The 15,049-nt window shown below is 73.7% G+C and carries 13 protein-coding genes; 3 read left to right on the top strand and 10 right to left on the bottom strand.

What is annotated here, in order from left to right; translation table 11 throughout:
* Positions 1–27 precede the first annotated feature (27 nt).
* The 3 genes from ACGFT1_RS06185 to ACGFT1_RS06175 all read right to left on the bottom strand — a co-directional run bounded on the left by ACGFT1_RS06185 (position 28) and on the right by ACGFT1_RS06175 (position 2,144).
* The gene (locus ACGFT1_RS06185; protein ID WP_373907849.1) at positions 28–471 is read right to left on the bottom strand and encodes a DUF6299 family protein; all 444 of its coding nucleotides are present in this window, start codon (positions 469–471) and stop codon (positions 28–30) included.
* Positions 472–618: 147 nt separating this feature from the next.
* On the bottom strand, positions 619–1,017 hold the full coding sequence (locus ACGFT1_RS06180) for a RidA family protein (protein WP_373907848.1): 399 nt from the start codon (positions 1,015–1,017) through the stop codon (positions 619–621).
* Positions 1,014–2,144: an acyl-CoA dehydrogenase family protein gene (locus ACGFT1_RS06175; RefSeq protein WP_373907847.1), complete on the bottom strand. Its 1,131-nt coding sequence runs from the start codon at positions 2,142–2,144 to the stop codon at positions 1,014–1,016. The genes ACGFT1_RS06180 and ACGFT1_RS06175 overlap by 4 nt, the downstream gene beginning before the upstream one ends.
* A gap of 247 nt (positions 2,145–2,391) precedes the next feature.
* Here ACGFT1_RS06175 and ACGFT1_RS06170 point away from each other — a divergent pair, with 247 nt between their 5' ends.
* Positions 2,392–4,002: an AMP-binding protein gene (locus ACGFT1_RS06170; protein WP_373907846.1), complete on the top strand. Its 1,611-nt coding sequence runs from the start codon at positions 2,392–2,394 to the stop codon at positions 4,000–4,002.
* Entirely contained in the window at positions 3,999–4,811 is an 813-nt protein-coding gene (locus ACGFT1_RS06165; protein ID WP_373907845.1) for a PaaX family transcriptional regulator C-terminal domain-containing protein, read from the top strand. The genes ACGFT1_RS06170 and ACGFT1_RS06165 overlap by 4 nt, the downstream gene beginning before the upstream one ends.
* 34 nt (positions 4,812–4,845) lie before the next feature.
* Here ACGFT1_RS06165 and ACGFT1_RS06160 read toward each other — a convergent pair whose 3' ends face one another.
* Both ACGFT1_RS06160 and ACGFT1_RS06155 read right to left on the bottom strand, forming a co-directional pair.
* On the bottom strand, positions 4,846–7,143 hold the full coding sequence (locus ACGFT1_RS06160; protein ID WP_373908226.1) for a bifunctional salicylyl-CoA 5-hydroxylase/oxidoreductase: 2,298 nt from the start codon (positions 7,141–7,143) through the stop codon (positions 4,846–4,848).
* 58 nt (positions 7,144–7,201) lie between these two features.
* Entirely contained in the window at positions 7,202–8,029 is an 828-nt protein-coding gene (locus ACGFT1_RS06155) for an enoyl-CoA hydratase family protein (RefSeq protein ID WP_373907844.1), read from the bottom strand.
* Positions 8,030–8,244: 215 nt separating this feature from the next.
* Here ACGFT1_RS06155 and ACGFT1_RS06150 point away from each other — a divergent pair, with 215 nt between their 5' ends.
* The gene (locus tag ACGFT1_RS06150) at positions 8,245–8,682 is read left to right on the top strand and encodes an ATP-binding protein (RefSeq protein WP_373907843.1); all 438 of its coding nucleotides are present in this window, start codon (positions 8,245–8,247) and stop codon (positions 8,680–8,682) included.
* Here the strand turns inward: ACGFT1_RS06150 and ACGFT1_RS06145 are convergent.
* From ACGFT1_RS06145 to ACGFT1_RS06125, 5 genes are all read right to left on the bottom strand, one after another.
* Positions 8,642–10,090: an amino acid permease gene (locus ACGFT1_RS06145; protein ID WP_373907842.1), complete on the bottom strand. Its 1,449-nt coding sequence runs from the start codon at positions 10,088–10,090 to the stop codon at positions 8,642–8,644. The two genes, ACGFT1_RS06150 and ACGFT1_RS06145, sit on opposite strands and share 41 nt — an antisense overlap.
* A 100-nt stretch (positions 10,091–10,190) precedes the next feature.
* The gene (gene argF / locus ACGFT1_RS06140) at positions 10,191–11,198 is read right to left on the bottom strand and encodes an ornithine carbamoyltransferase (protein WP_373907841.1); all 1,008 of its coding nucleotides are present in this window, start codon (positions 11,196–11,198) and stop codon (positions 10,191–10,193) included.
* Between the two features lie 61 nt (positions 11,199–11,259).
* Positions 11,260–12,483 carry an arginine deiminase gene (locus tag ACGFT1_RS06135; protein ID WP_373907840.1) on the bottom strand — a complete coding sequence of 408 codons (1,224 nt, stop codon included), beginning with the start codon at positions 12,481–12,483 and terminating at the stop codon, positions 11,260–11,262.
* Between the two features lie 101 nt (positions 12,484–12,584).
* A complete protein-coding gene (locus tag ACGFT1_RS06130; RefSeq protein WP_373907839.1) occupies positions 12,585–13,124 on the bottom strand; it encodes a DUF5825 family protein in 540 nt (179 codons plus the stop codon).
* The gene (locus ACGFT1_RS06125) at positions 13,121–14,968 is read right to left on the bottom strand and encodes a RiPP maturation radical SAM C-methyltransferase (RefSeq protein ID WP_373907838.1); all 1,848 of its coding nucleotides are present in this window, start codon (positions 14,966–14,968) and stop codon (positions 13,121–13,123) included. Before ACGFT1_RS06125 ends, ACGFT1_RS06130 begins: the two co-directional genes overlap by 4 nt.
* Between the last annotated feature and the right edge of the window lie 81 nt (positions 14,969–15,049).

The following is a 15,049-nucleotide window of genomic DNA, read 5'->3' as shown; positions in this document are numbered from 1 at the left end:
CGGGGCGTCGGGCCGCGGCGCCCGGTGTCACTCCTGGACGAGCGTGATGTCCTGGTCGCTCACCGCGTGGAAGGCCGGCAGCAGCAGGAGGCCCGAAGGGCGCAGCTCCATGAGGGTGGCCTCGACGTGCGCCGCCCCGGCCCGCAGCGCCTCCGACGAGACCTGCCCGGAGTTCTCCCAGTGGTGTTCGGCACCGTCGCACCGGGCGACGTCGCCGCCGATGGGGTACTGGAGCAGGGAGTCGCCCTGGCTGACCGAGGTGCTGACGAAGACCGGGCCGGTGCCGCCGGCGCACCGGTAGGTCCCCGAGAGCGTGACCGAGCCGTCGGACGCGAGCCGGCCGACGGTGGCGACGGTGAGCGTCTCGGCGGGGCCGGCGGCGGCCCTGGAGGGGACGGCGCCGGCCGGGGCGGCGGCGCACAGCAGGGCGGCGGCGCCGAGGGCCGTGACGAGGGCGGGGCGCAGGGGCATGGGGTACCTCCCGTTTCGGGTGGATTCGAGGGGTACCACTGGTACCGGGCGGTCGGCCGGGCGGGCGTGACCGTCACCCCATCGGTGGCGCGTCATGGCACCGTCCGGGCCGGTCGGGCGGGCGTACGGCCGGTGCGGGCGGTCGCCCTACGGCAGTACGGCGAACCCGTCCAGCTCGACCAGCGCCCGCTCGTCCCACAGACGTACGACCTCCACGACGGCCATCGCGGGATAGTCGCGGCCCGCCAGCCGGTGCCAGATGCCACCCAGTTGCCGGGCGTGCGCGCGGTACGCGGCGACGTCCGTGGCGTAGACGGTGACGCGGGCCAGGTCGGCGGGCGTGCCGCCGGCCGCGCGCAGGGCGGTGAGGAGGTTGCCGAGCGCCGTCCCGAACTGCTCGGGCAGGGTGTCGCCGGTGATCCCGCCCTCGGCGTCGAGGGCGGTCTGGCCCGCGAGGAACACCACGCGGGAACCGGTCGCGACGACGGCGTGCGAGAACCCCGTGGGCGGGGACAGCTCGGGCGGGTTGACGCGCTCGGTCGTCACCGGGCCTCCTCGGGTGCCGTGGCGTACAGCTCCTTGGCGATGATGCCTCGCTGCACCTCGCTGGCGCCCTCGTAGATCCTGGGCGCGCGCACCTCGCGGTAGAGGTGTTCGAGGAGGTGGCCCCGGCGCAGGGCGCGCGCGCCGTGCAACTGGACGGCGGTGTCGACGACGTACTGGGCGGTCTCGGTGGCGAGCAGCTTGGCCATCGCGGCGCGCCGGGGTACGTCGGCGGCCCCCGCGTCGTACGCCGAGGCCGCCGCGTACACCATCAGCCGGGCCGCCTCCGTGCGCAGCGCCATCTCGGCGACCTGGTGGGACACGGCCTGGAGATCCCTCAGCCGGCCCCGGAACGCCTCGCGCCGGCTGGTGTGGTCGAGGGTGGCCTCCAGCGCGGCCTGGGCCATGCCGACCGCGAAGGCCCCGACGCTGGGGCGGAAGAGGTTGAGGGTGCCCATGGCGACGGCGAAGCCGCGGTCGGGCTCGCCCAGTACGTCATCGGCGGTGACGGGCACGGCGTCGAACGCGAGGGCGCCGACGGGGTGCGGAGAGATCATCTCCAGGGGGCTGCCGGTGAGTCCCGGCCGGCCGGCGGGAACCAGGAAGGCGGTGACGCCCCGGGCGCCCGCACCGGGGGTGGTGCGGGCGAAGACGGTGTAGAAATCGGCCTCGGGGGCGTTGGAGATCCAGCACTTGGCGCCGGTGAGCCGCCAGCCCCCGCCGTCGGGCTCGGCCGCGAGGGCCAGCGCCGCCGCGTCCGAACCGGCCCCGGGCTCGCTCAGCGCGAACGCGGCGACGGCGCTGCCGTCGGCGACCCGGGGCAGCCAGCGCCCGCGCTGGGCGGGGGTGCCGTGCGCGTGCACCGGGTGGGCGCCCAGGCCCTGGAGGGCGAGGGCGGTCTCGGCCTCGGTGCAGGCCTGGGCGAGGGACTCGCGCATCAGGCACAGGTCGAGCGCGCCGGAGTCGAACAGCCGGGCGAGCAGTCCGAGACGGCCCAGTTCGGCGAGGAGCGGCCGGTTGACGCGGCCGGGTTCGCCCCGGTCGGCGAGCGGGCGCAGCGGTCCGGCGGCCAGTGCGCGCAGCTCGGCGCACCAGGCGGCCTGTTCCGGCCCGAGCGAGAATGCGGACACTGCCGTTCCTCCGGACACTGCCGTTCCTCCCTCCGGGGAAGGACCACGGGCCCTCCCCGCGACGCCATGACGCTCGCCACCCGGGGGCGCGCCCCCACCGGCGTGCCGTCACCTCCGAGGCGGCTTCCCGTCTCCCCCATGACGTTATCGCGCACAGTTGACTGCCGTCACCAACACGATACGCTCCAGTTGCGAGCCCACCAGGAAGCCCGTCCGGACGTCTGTCACGGCAAGGGGGCGGACCGCCATGCATCGCTCGGCCCACGTCGACACGTTCACGCGCGACCACCTGCCACCGCCGCACGCCTGGCCCGAGCTGCGGTTCGACCTGCCGGAGCTGCGTTACCCCGGCCGGCTGAACTGTGCCGCGGAGCTGGTGGACCACGCCGACCCGGACCGCCCGGTGTTCCGCACCCCGGCAGGTGCCACCTGGACGTACGGCGAGCTGCGGGCGCGCGTCGACCGCATCGCGCACGTCCTCACCACCGGCCTGGGCGTCGTCCCGGGTAACCGGGTCCTGCTGCGCGGCCCCACCACCCCGTGGCTCGCCGCCTGCTGGCTCGCCGTGCTGAAGGCGGGCGCGGTCGCGGTCACCGTCCTGGCCCAGCAGCGCCCGCGCGAACTGGCGACCCTGTGCGGGATCGCCCGGGTGGGACACGCGCTGTGCGACATACGGGCCGTGGACGACCTGGCGCGGGCCCGGATACCCGGGCTGCGCATCACCACGTACGGCGGCGACACCCCCGACGACCTCCTGCGCCGCCCGGCGCCCGCCGCCCCCTACCCGGCGGTGGACACCGCTGCCGACGACGTCGCGCTGATCGCGTTCACCTCCGGCACGACGGGCCAGCCGAAGGGGTGCATGCATTTCCACCGGGATGTGCTGGCAACAGCCGACACCTTCTCGAAGCATGTGTTGCGCCCCCATGGGGACGACATCTTCGCAGGCAGCCCCCCGCTCGGATTCACGTTCGGCCTCGGCGGACTGGTGGTCTTCCCCCTGCGTGCCGGCGCCAGCGCGCTCCTGCTGGAGCAGGCGGGCCCCCGGCAGCTGCTCCCCGCGATCGCCGAGCACCGGGTCTCGGTCCTGTTCACCGCGCCGACCGCCTACCGCGCCATGCTGGACGACACCCACCGGTACGACCTGTCGTCGCTGCGGCGCTGTGTGTCGGCCGGCGAGAACCTGCCCGCGGCCACCTGGCGGGCCTGGCACGCCCGCACCGGGCTGCGCCTGATCAACGGCATCGGCGCCACCGAGCTGCTGCACATCTTCCTCTCCGCCGCGGACGAGCGGGCCAGGCCCGGCACCCTGGGCGTCCCGGTCCCGGGCTGGCAGGCGCGCGTCCAGGACGCCGGCGGCAGGCCCTTGCCCGACGGCGAGCCGGGTCTGCTCGCGGTACGCGGCCCGGTCGGCTGCCGCTATCTCGCCGACCCGCGGCAGCGGGAGTACGTCCGGGACGGCTGGAACGTCACCGGGGACACGTGTGTCCGCGAGGCCGACGGGTACTTCCGCCATATGGCCCGCGCCGACGACATGATCATCTCCGCCGGGTACAACATCGCGGGCCCGGAGGTGGAGGACGCGCTGCTGCGCCATCCGGACGTGGCCGAGACGGCGGTCGTGGGCCGCCCCGACGAGGCCCGCGGCCAGATCGCGGTGGCCTACACCGTGCTGCGCGCGGGAGCCCGGCGCGACCCGGAGGCGCTGCGTGCCTTCCTCCGCGGCGAACTGGCCCCCTACAAGTGCCCACGCGAGTTCGTCTTCCTCGACGCGCTGCCCCGCACGGCCACCGGAAAGGTGCAGCGGTTCCGGCTGCGCACCCACGTGACCAGCGGAGATACCGACGACCTAAAATGATCAACGTGTCCGAGCAACACGCCCCCCGGTCCCTCATCGTCACGCTCTACGGCGCGTACGGCCGCTTCGTGCCCGGCCCGGTGCCCGTCGCCGAGCTGATCCGGCTGCTGGCCGCGGTAGGGGTGGACGCGCCCTCCGTGCGCTCCTCGGTCTCCCGGCTCAAACGGCGCGGCCTGCTGCTGCCGGCCCGCACCGCTTCCGGCGCCGCCGGTTACGAACTCTCCACCGAGGCACGCCAGTTGCTGGACGACGGCGACCGGCGCATCTACGCCGCCGCGCCCTTCGGGGACGAGGGCTGGGTGCTCGCGGTGTTCTCGGTGCCCGAGTCCGAGCGGCAGAAGCGGCACGTGCTGCGCTCCCGCCTGGCCCGGCTGGGGTTCGGCACGGCGGCCCCGGGGGTGTGGATCGCCCCGGCCCGGCTGTACGAGGAGGCGGAGCACACCCTGCGCCGGCTGGGCCTGGATCCGTACGTGGACTTCTTCCGCGGCGAGCACCTGGGCTTCGCGCCGACGGGCGAGGCGGTGGCCCGCTGGTGGGACCTGGCCGCGATCGCCAAGGAGCACGAGCGCTTCCTGGACACGCACGCGCCGGTGCTGCACGCCTGGCAGCGGCGCACCGGCACCCCGCCCGAGGAGGCCTACCGGGACTACCTACTCGTCCTGGACTCCTGGCGTCACCTCCCCTACGCCGACCCGGGCCTGCCCGCCCGGCTGCTGCCCGCCGACTGGCCGGGCGTCCGTTCCGCGGAGGTGTTCCGGGGCCTGCACGAACGGCTGCGGGACGCGGGCGCGGAGTTCGCGGGACTGTGACCCCCGGCGCCCCCGGGAGCCGGGGCGGCGCTTCTCAGCGGCCGGGCGACAGGCGGGGCCCGGGCGCGTCGGTGCGGCCGGTGCGCGGGGGCCGGCTGCCCGCGCGGTAGGGCGCGGGCCAGCCGGCCCCCGGGCCCTCGTACCCCTGCTCGGCCGCCGCGTGCAGGGTCCAGTGCGGGTCGTACAGATGCGGGCGGGCCAGTGCGCACAGGTCGGCCCGCCCGGCCAGGATCAGGGAGTTCACGTCGTCCCACGAGGAGATCGCGCCGACCGCGATCACCGGGACGCGCGCCTCGTGCCGGATGCGGTCGGCGAACGGCGTCTGGTACGACCGCCCGAACTCCGGCCGCTCCTCGGCCACCACCTGCCCGGTGGAGACGTCGAGGGCGTCGGCGCCGTGCGCGGCGAACGCCCGGGCGATCTCGACGGCGTCCTCGGCTGTCGTCCCGCCCTCCGCCCAGTCGGTGGCGGAGATGCGGACGGTCATGGGCCGTTCCGCCGGCCACACCGCGCGTACGGCGTCGAAGACCTCCAGCGGGAACCGCAGCCGCCGCTCCAGCGAGCCGCCGTAGGCGTCGGTGCGCCGGTTGGTGAGCGGGGAGAGGAAGCCGGAGAGCAGATAGCCGTGGGCGCAGTGCAGTTCCAGCAGGTCGAAGCCGGCCCGGGCGGCCCGCCACGCGGCGGCGGCGAACTGCTCGCGTATGTCGGTCAGCTGGGCGCGCGAGAGCTGGCGCGGGACCTGGCCGTCCGGCCGGTAGGGCAGCGGCGAGGCGGCCACGAGGGGCCAGTTGCCGTCGGGCAGCGGCTCGTCCATGCCCTCCCACATCCGCTTCGTGGAACCCTTGCGGCCGGAGTGCCCCAGCTGCACTCCGATCGCGGTGCCCGGTGCCCGGGTGTGCACGAAGTCGGTGACGCGCCGCCAGGCCTCGGCCTGCCGCCCCGTGTAGAGGCCGGCGCAGCCGGGGGTGATGCGGCCCTCCTCGCTGACGCACGCCATCTCGGTCATCACCAGGCCGGCTCCGCCGAGGGCGCGGGCGCCCAGGTGGACGAGGTGGAAGTCGCCTGGAAGGCCGTCGGTGGCGCAGTACGTGTCCATCGGTGACACGACGACCCGGTTGCGCAGGGTCAGGCCGCGCAGCCGGAACGGTGTGAACATCGGGGGCGTGCCGGGCGGGCAGCCGAACTCGCGCTCGACGGCACCGGTGAAGTGGGCGTCGCGCAGGCGGAGGTTGTCGTGGGTGACGCGGCGGCTGCGGGTGAGGAGGTTGAAGGCGAACTGGCGGGGCGGCTGGCGCAGGTACAGCCGCAGGTTCTCGAACCACTCCAGGCTGGCCCGGGCGGCCCGCTGGGTGGAGGCGACGACCGGCTTGCGCTCCTCCTCGTAGGCCGCCAGCGCCCTGGGGACGTCCGGCTGTTCCTCCAGGCAGGCCACCAGGGCCACGGCGTCCTCCACGGCGAGTTTGGTGCCGGAGCCGATGGAGAAGTGGGCGGTGTGGGCGGCGTCGCCGAGGAGGACGACGTTGCCGTGCGACCAGTGCTCGTTGACCACCGTGCGGAAGGTGGTCCAGGCCGGCCGGTGGGAGCGCAGGGGCCGGCCGCCGAGCGCGTCGGCGAAGATCTTGGCGCAGCGTTCGACGGATTCCTGGGGGGTGATGTCGTCGAACCCCGCCGCCCGCCAGACCTCCTCGCGCATCTCGACGATGACGGTGGAGGCGTCCGCGGCGTACGGGTAGCCGTGCAGCTGCATCACGCCGTGCTCGGTCTCGGCGACCTCGAAACGGAAGGCGTCGAAGGCCAGGTCGGCGGCGAGCCACAGGTAGCGGCAGTGGTGTTCGGCCACATGGGGGCGGAACACATGCGCGTAGGCCGCGCGGACGGTGCTGTGGACACCGTCGGCGGCGATGACGAGGTCGTGCCCGGCGGCCAGGACGTCCGGGTGCGGGGCCTCGGTACGGAAGTTGATCCGCACGCCGAGACAGTGGCAGCGGGCGTGCAGGATCTCCAGGAGCCGGCGCCGTCCCAGGGCCGCGAATCCGTGTCCGCCCGAGCGGTGCCGTACGCCCCGGTGCACGACGTCGATGTCGTCCCAGCGGGTGAAGTCCCGGCGGAGGGCCTCGTGGACGGCGGGGTCCGCGTGTTCCATGCCGCCCAGGGTCTCGTCGGACAGGACGACACCGAAGCCGAAGGTGTCGTCCGGGGCGTTGCGTTCCCAGACGGTGACGTGCCGTGCGGGGTCGCGGCGCTTCAGCAGGGCGGCGGCGTAGAGGCCGCCGGGGCCGCCGCCGACGACCGCTATGCGCGCGGGCCGGCCGCCCGCGACCGGTGTCCGCAGATCGCCGGCGGTCCCTCGCGCCCCTCGCTCCGGTGCGTCCGGGGCCGGCGTCACGAGGTCACCTTCCCTGCCATTTCGGCGGGCGCTTCTCCGTGAACGCGGCGTGGAACTCGGCGTAGTCCGCGCCGTTCATGAGGAGGGCCTGGGTGGAGGCGTCCAGTTCCACCGACGCGGCCAGCGGCATGTCCAGCTCGGCCGTCAGGAGGGCCTTCGTCTGGGCGTGTGCCAGGGCCGGGCCGTCGGCCAGGCGGCGGGCGAGGGCCTGGGCGGCCTCGTCCGCGCGGCCCTCCTCCGTCAGTGCGCTGATCAGGCCGATGCGCTCGGCCTCGGGGGCCCGAACCGGGTCACCGAGCATGAGCAGGCGGGTGGCGTGGCCCAGGCCGACGACCCGGGGCAGCAGATAGGCCGCGCCCATGTCGCCGCCGGAGAGGCCGACCCGGGTGAAGAGGAAGGCGAAGCGGGCCGAGGGGTCCGCGATCCGGAAGTCGGCCGCGAGGGCGAGGACGGCGCCGGCGCCGGCGGCGACGCCGTGGACCGCCGCGACCACCGGGAACGGGCATTCGCGGATCGCCCGGACCACCTGGCCCGTCATCCGGTTGAAGTCGAGCAGCTGGGCCGTGTCCAGGGACAGCGTGGCGCCGATGATCTCGTCCACGTCGCCGCCGGAGCAGAAGCCGCGTCCCTCGCCGGCCAGGACGAGGGCGCGCACCGCGCGCTCCCGGGACAGCTCGGCGAGCAGGTCGCGCAGGTCGGCGTAGCCCCCGAAGGTGAGGGCGTTGAGCTTCTCGGGACGCGCGAGGGTGACGGTGGCGACCCCGTCGTCGAACCGGACGCGCAGGTGTTCCCAGTCGGCGGTGCTGGCGGCGGAGCCGGTGAAGGGACTCATGACGTGCGGCCTCCTAGGCGGGGCGGTGCCGTACGTTGCTCTCCCTGACGAAGTTATCACCTGTTTGTGACTGTCGTCACGGGTGCGCGACAAAGCGGGTCCGCCGCCCGGGCTCGGGAGCCCCGGACGACGCCCGGCGACGGCCCGCGGAGCCGGGCCCGTACCATTTCCCACAGCCGAAAGCAGGACAGCCTGCTCCACGAAACGGACTCACCTTGCCCGAACGCTCCGCCCGACCGGCCTCCTGGCGCATCGCGCTGCCGCACACCACGGCGGCGGTGCCGGTGGCCCGCGCCCTGGTGCGCACCGCGCTCACCGAGGTGGAGCACGTGACCGACTGCGACACGGCGGAGCTGCTCACGGCCGAGCTGGTGGCCAACGCGGTGGAGCACACCGCCGGGCGGGGCCCCATCGAGCTGGTGGTGGAGCTGGCGTCGACCGGCTGCCAGGTCGAGGTGCACGACCCGGACCCGGCGCCGCCCGGCCATCTGACCCGGCCGGTGATCGAGGAGCCCGACGTGTGGGACGAGGGCGGGCGCGGGCTGCTCCTGATCCGCGCCCTGAGTTCCTCGTGCGGGCACCGCCCCACCCCGTCGGGCAAGGCGGTGTGGTTCAGACTGCCTGTGGTTCCCGCTCAGCGGCGTCCGGCGTGACCGCGTCCGGCGCGGCGGTGGCCAGCGTGGAGTGCCGGCGGCCGTAGGCGCCGTAGACCACCAGGCCGGCCGCGAGGAACACGGCGAACTGGATCCAGGTCCGCCAGCCCGTCTCGTACATCAGGTACAGGCAGAAGCCGACGCCGAGCAGCGGTGCCACGGGGTAGAGCGGCACGCGGAAGCTGCGGGTGAGGCCCGGCTCGCGGCGGCGCAGGGCCATCACGGAGATGTTGACGACGGCCATGATGGCGAGCGTGCCGATGGTGCACAGGTTCATGACGGCGTCGAGGGAGGCGAAGGCCGCCGGGACCGCGAAGACGACGGCGACGATCAGCGTGCCGGCGACGGGCGTGGACGTCCTCGGGGACACCTTCTCGAAGACGGCCGGGACGAGTCCGTCCCGGGACATCGACATCAGGATGCGGGTCTGGCCGTACATCACGGCGAGGACGACGGAGGCGATGGCGACGACCGCGCCGAAGGCGATGACACCGCCGCCGACGGCGGAGCCGGTGACCTCGTTGACGACGTAGGAGAGGGCCGCGGGCCGGCCGGCGACCTGGTCGCCGCCGATGGCGCCGATCGCGGCGACCGCGACGGCGCAGTAGAGCAGGGTGACCAGGCCCATGCAGACGAGGATCGCGACGGGCACGTCCCGGCGCGGGTTCTTGGCCTCCTCGCCGGCGGTGGTGATCGCGTCGAAGCCGATGTAGGAGAAGAACGCGGCGGTGGTGCCCGCGCCGATGCCGCCGAGGCCGGCCGGGGAGAACGGGGTCAGGTTGCCGTCCTTGAAGGCGCTGTAGCCGATGGCGCAGAAGGCGAGCAGGATGGCCAGCTTGACGGCGGCCATGGCGGCGGTGGCCCGGGCGCTCTCGCGCACCCCGCGCACGAGCAGCACGGAGGCCATGGCGATGACGATCACCGCGGGGAGGTTCACCACCCCGCCGTCGCCCGGCCCCGCCGACAGGGCGGCCGGGAGCTGCCAGCCGGTGAGGCTGTGCAGCAGCTCGTTGACGTACTGGCTCCAGCCGACCGCGACGGCAGAGATGGAGATGCCGTACTCCAGCAGGAGGCACCAGCCGACCAGGAACGCGGTGGACTCGCCGAGGCCGGCGTAGGCGAAGGAGTACGAGGAGCCGGAGACCGGGATGGCGCCGCCCAGCTCCGCGAAGGAGAAAGCGGTGAAGACGCAGGTCAGCGCGGCGAGGATGAAGGAGACGACGACGGCCGGGCCGGCCTGGGCGACGGAGTCGGAGAGGCCGACGAAGATGCCGGTGCCGACAATGGCGCCGACGCCGAAGCAGATGAGCTGGAAGAGGCCCATGGTGCGCTTCAGGCCGTGCCCCTCGCGGTCGGCACCGGATTCGGCGACGAGGGCGTGCGGGGACTTGATGCGGGGAGCGGGCATGCGGGTGGTGCTCGTTTCTGGTGGTGCGGGCGCCCGTCGTACGGGCGCGGCGGTGGCCCCGGAAGGGGTGGCTCCGGGCCGCCGGTCAGGATAGGGCGGGTCAGGCGAGTGTCGCCACCAGCACCGCCTTGATCGTGTGCAGGCGGTTCTCGGCCTCGTCGAAGACGACCGAGTGCGTGGACTCGAACACCTCGTCGGTCACCTCCAGGGCGGTCAGGCCGTGGCGGTCGTGGATCTCCCGGCCGATCTCGGTGCCGAGGTCGTGGAAGGCCGGCAGGCAGTGCAGGAACCTGACGTCGGGGTTGCCGGTGGCGCGCAGGACGTCCATGGTGACGGCGTAGGGGGCGAGGGCGGTGATGCGCTCGCTCCACACGTTCTTGGGCTCGCCCATGGAGACCCAGACGTCGGTGGCGACGAAGTCGGCGCCCGCGACGCCCTCGGCGATCTCCTCGGTGAGGGTGATGCGGGCACCGCTGGACGCGGCCAGGTCATGGGCGCGGTCGATGATCTCCTGGGCGGGCCAGTAGGACTTCGGGGCGACTATCCGGACATCCATGCCGAGCAGGGCGCCGGTGACCAGGTAGGAGTTGCCCATGTTGAAGCGGGCGTCGCCGAGGTAGGCGAAGGCGATCTTCCGCAGCGGCTTGGCGCTGTGCTCGGTCATGGTGAGCACGTCGGCGAGCATCTGGGTGGGGTGCCAGTCGTCGGTGAGGCCGTTGTAGACGGGCACGCCGGCGTGCGCGGCGAGCTCCTCGACCTTGGCCTGGCTGTCGCCCCGGTACTCGATCCCGTCGTACATCCGGCCGAGGACCCGGGCGGTGTCCCGCACGGACTCCTTGTGCCCGATCTGCGAGCCGGAGGGTTCGAGGTAGGTGGTGTGGGCGCCCTGGTCGGCGGCGGCGACCTCGAACGCGCAGCGGGTGCGCGTCGAGGTCTTCTCGAAGATCAGCGCGATGTTCCTGCCCCGCAGGTACTGGGTCTCGGCCCCGGCCTTCTTGGCGGCCTTCAGCTCCGCGGCCAGCTCGACCAGGCCGCGGAACTCCTCCTCGGTGAAGTCCAGCTCCTTGAGGAAGTGGCGGCCGGCGAGGGCCGTCGGCACTGTCGCCATGGGGGCGCTCCAGACGTACGACTACGGATGACCCTGAAAGTCTATACGAGCTTCCACATTTCTATACGGCGTCTCGTTCCACGGGACAGCTCATGCACCGCGGGCCGCCCCGGCCCCGGCCCAGCTCACTGCCCGGGATCTCGATCACCTCGATGCCGCACTTGCGCAGGTGGGTGTTGGTGGTCACGTTCCGTTCGTAGGCGACGACGACACCGGGTTCCACGGCGAGGACGTTGCAGCCGTCGTCCCACTGCTCGCGTTCGGCGGCGTGCACGTCCTGGGTGGCGGTCAGCACCCGGATCTCGCCGAGGCCGAGGGCGGCGGCGATCGCGCGGTGCATGTGCTCCGGGGGATGGTCGGTGACCTTCAGCTCGCGCTCGCCGACGCCCGGTTCGATGGTGTACGAGCGGAGCATGCCGAGGCCCGCGTACTGGGTGAAGGTGTCCCCGTCGACCATGGTCATCACCGTGTCCAGGTGCATGAAGGCGCGCCGCTTGGGCATGTCCAGGGCCACGATCGTGCGCGCCGAGCCGGCCGCGAACAGCTTGTGCGCGAGCATCTCGACGGCCTGCGGGGTGGTGCGCTCGCTCATGCCGATCAGGACGACGCCGCCGCCCAGCACCAGGACGTCGCCGCCCTCGATGGTGGAGGGGTAGTCGGCCTGCCCCCGGGACCAGACGTGAAACGTTTCGTCACGGAACAGCGGGTGGTGCCGGTAGATCGCCTCGAAGTGCACGGTCTCGCGCTGCCGGGCGGGCCAGCGCATGGCGTTGATGGAGACGCCGTCGTAGATCCAGGCGGAGGTGTCGCGGGTGAACAGGTGGTTCGGCAGCGGGCGCAGCAGGAAGTCGTCCAGGTCCATGACGTGGAAGCGGACCGAGGCCGGTTCCGCGTGCGCGTCCAGGAACTCCCGCTTGGTCATGCCGCCGACCAGCGCCTCGGCCAGCTCGGGCGGGGCCATGCCGTCGAAGGCGGCGCGCAGGTGGTCGGTGGCGAGCGGGCCGTACTCCTTCTCGTCGAAGACGCGGTCCAGGACGAGCGAGCGGGCCCCGGGGAGCGCCAGGGTCTCGGCGAGCAGGTCCCCGAAGAGGTGGACCTCGACCCCGCGGTCGCGCAGGACGTCGGCGAAGCCGTCGTGCTCGGCGCGCGCCCGGCGCACCCAGAGCACGTCGTCGAAGAGCAGGGCGTCCTTGTTGCTGGGGGTGAGCCTTTTGAGCTCCAGATCCGGCCGGTGCAGGATGACGCGGCGCAGCCGCCCGGCCTCGGAGTCGACGTGGAATCCCATGCCTCCATCCTGACCACGGAGGGCGGGGTTCACCCCCTGCCCGGCCGGATCCGCGTCGGCGTTCTTCGTCACTCGGGCCCCGAGCGGTGCGCGGGGCGGGCTCAGATCGCGGTGCACGGGACCGGCCACCGCCGGATCCGCGGCGGCAGGCTCACCGCCCACCCGCCGGCGGCCAGGACCAGCCGTTCGGCGACGAGCAGGCCGAGCGGCTCGCGTCCGGCGGGATCCAGGGCGTCGAGGGGCGTCGGCTCCAGGAGGCGCAGGAACGTCGCGACGAGAGCGGGGTGGTCCAGGGTGAGCCGCACGGCCGTGCCCCGCTCCCGGCGGTCCAGGACGGTGACGAAGTCCGGGCCGCGCCGGTGGTAGAGGATGCCGTGGCCGTAGGCCGCCCCCCAGTCCGTCCGCCCGGAGGCCGGTGAGGGGTGCGCGGTGGGCGGTGGCAGGTGGTAGAGCAGGGCGGGGTCGTACGACGGGGTGCCCGCCGCCCGCCAGTCCACGTGCAGGCCGAGGCTCTGGCACTCGCGCAGGAACCGCACCGCCTCCGCGGTCCCGCGCCCGCTCCCGCTCAGGTCCAGGGGCCCGGCCGTCTCCACCCGGTGCCCGGTTCGCCGGTGGGGCACGGTGGCGGGCAGCCCGGTCATCCGGCCCCCTCGGGCAGCCGCGCCGGTTCGCCCCAGGTCGGCAGGGACACGTAGGTGGCGCCGTCCCGGAACAGCAGGCCGAGCCGCAGGGCCTCCTCGGCCCAGTCCGCCAGCGTGCCGGACGGCACCTCGTGGCCGTCGGCGGCCAGCAGCCGGTGCAGCGCGGGGACGGTCCGGCCGTCCTCCAGCCGGCGCAGGGCCGCGGCGCGCCAGCCGGTGAAGCGGTGGCCGGCGGGCGGCCGGCCGTGCCGTCGGTCGTGCACCAGCAGGTCCGCCCCGTCCTCCTCGAAGAGCAGCCGGGAGTGCGCGTGCCCGGCCCGCCAGGCGGCCACGGCCTCCCGCAGCCGCCGTTCGACCCGGCCGGTGATGCCCGCCTCCTCGGTGTCGAACAGGTAGACCAGCTCGGCGAGTTCCTCCTCGGGCAGGTCGTAGACGTGCTGGTACATCCCAGCCGGGCGGCGCTTGCCGAAGCCGAGCCGTGGATCGGTGAAGTGGGGGCTGAACCGCTCCAGCTGGATGCGGTGGGCGCCGCTGGGCGGCTGGAGGTGGACCAGGTTCGGGAGCTGGTCGATGACGTGCGTGTAGTCGTCGGCGCTCTCGCCGGGGAAGCCGTACAGCAGGTTCCAGGAACAGGTCAGCGCGTGGTTCTCGCACTCGCGCAGGGTGCGGACGTTACGGGCCCCGGTGACGCCCTTGTCCATGAGGTCCAGGACCCGGCTGTCCAGGCTCTCGATGCCGGGCTGGATGTGCACCGTGCCGGACGCCGCGAGGAGCCGGAGCTGGTCGGCCGTGAGGTTGGACTTGACCTCGTAGTGCAGCCGCAGGTCCCAGCCACTGCCGGCGACGCGGGGCAGGAAGTCGCGGAAGTAGGCCATGCCGATGATGTTGTCGACGGTGACCACGTCGAGGAGGCGGTGGCGGCGCACCAGCCGGTCGATCTCGGCCCACAGCCGCTCCCCCGGCTTGGCCCGGAACTCCATGGCGGTGCCGTTCAGGCCGCAGAAGGTGCAGTGGTGCTTCTCGCCCCACCAGCAGCCCCGGGCCCCCTCCACGACCAGCTTGGGGTGGATGTGCTCCCGGACCGGGGAGGCGTCCAGCGCGGCCTGCCACTGGTCGTAGTCCGGTGAGGGGATGTCGGCGGGGGCCACGGTGCGCCGGGTCTCGGCGTTGGCCCGCGCCGTCGTGCCGTCCCACCAGCACAGGCCGGGCACGTCCGCGGGGGCGGTGCCGCCGGCCAGGTGCCGTAACAGGGCCGGGAAGGCGTACTCGGCCTCGCCGCGGACCACGTGATCGACGAAGGGGTGGTTGCGGTGCAGGGCGTGGCCCATGGGTCCCTCGCAGTTGCCGCCACCGAAGACGACGATCAACTCCGGGCGTCTTCGCTTGAGTTCGCGGGCCAGCGCCAGGGAGGGCACATTCTGCATGAAGGTGCTGGTGAACCCGACCACGTCCGGCTCGGCCGCCAGCACCTCGGTGGCGCAGGCGTCGACGAAGGGCGCCGCGTAGGGACGCATCGCGACGGCCGTGTCGATGCGGACGTCCCGGCCGGCGGCGTAGTCCCGCAGCCGGGCCAGACCCCAGCCGGGGTCGTCCTGGAGGACTCCGGAGAAGACCCAGTCGCCCAGGCCGTGGAAGATCCCGTCGCTGCCGACCTCCACACAGTCGCCCGGCAGCAGCCGGCCGCCGGTCCGCTCCAGCAGGAACTCCGCCCAGCGCAGCGAGCCGTGGAACTCGGTCACCTCGTCGCCGGGACGCGCCTGCCGCACGATCCGGTGAAGCAGACCCAGTTGCAGCGAGGGCAGGTCGAGTGGATGCCACGGCATGGCGACGAGGTGGACGCGCATGGTCAGCGGGTCGGCCGCTTCTCCAGGATCGCCGGCCTGCGCGTGGTGCTCTTCCGGTCCTCGCGGACCACCACCTTCTTG

Source organism: Streptomyces sp. Y20 (assembly GCF_043195475.1).
GTDB lineage: Bacteria > Actinomycetota > Actinomycetes > Streptomycetales > Streptomycetaceae > Streptomyces.
This window is presented reverse-complemented; position numbering and strand designations above follow the sequence as displayed.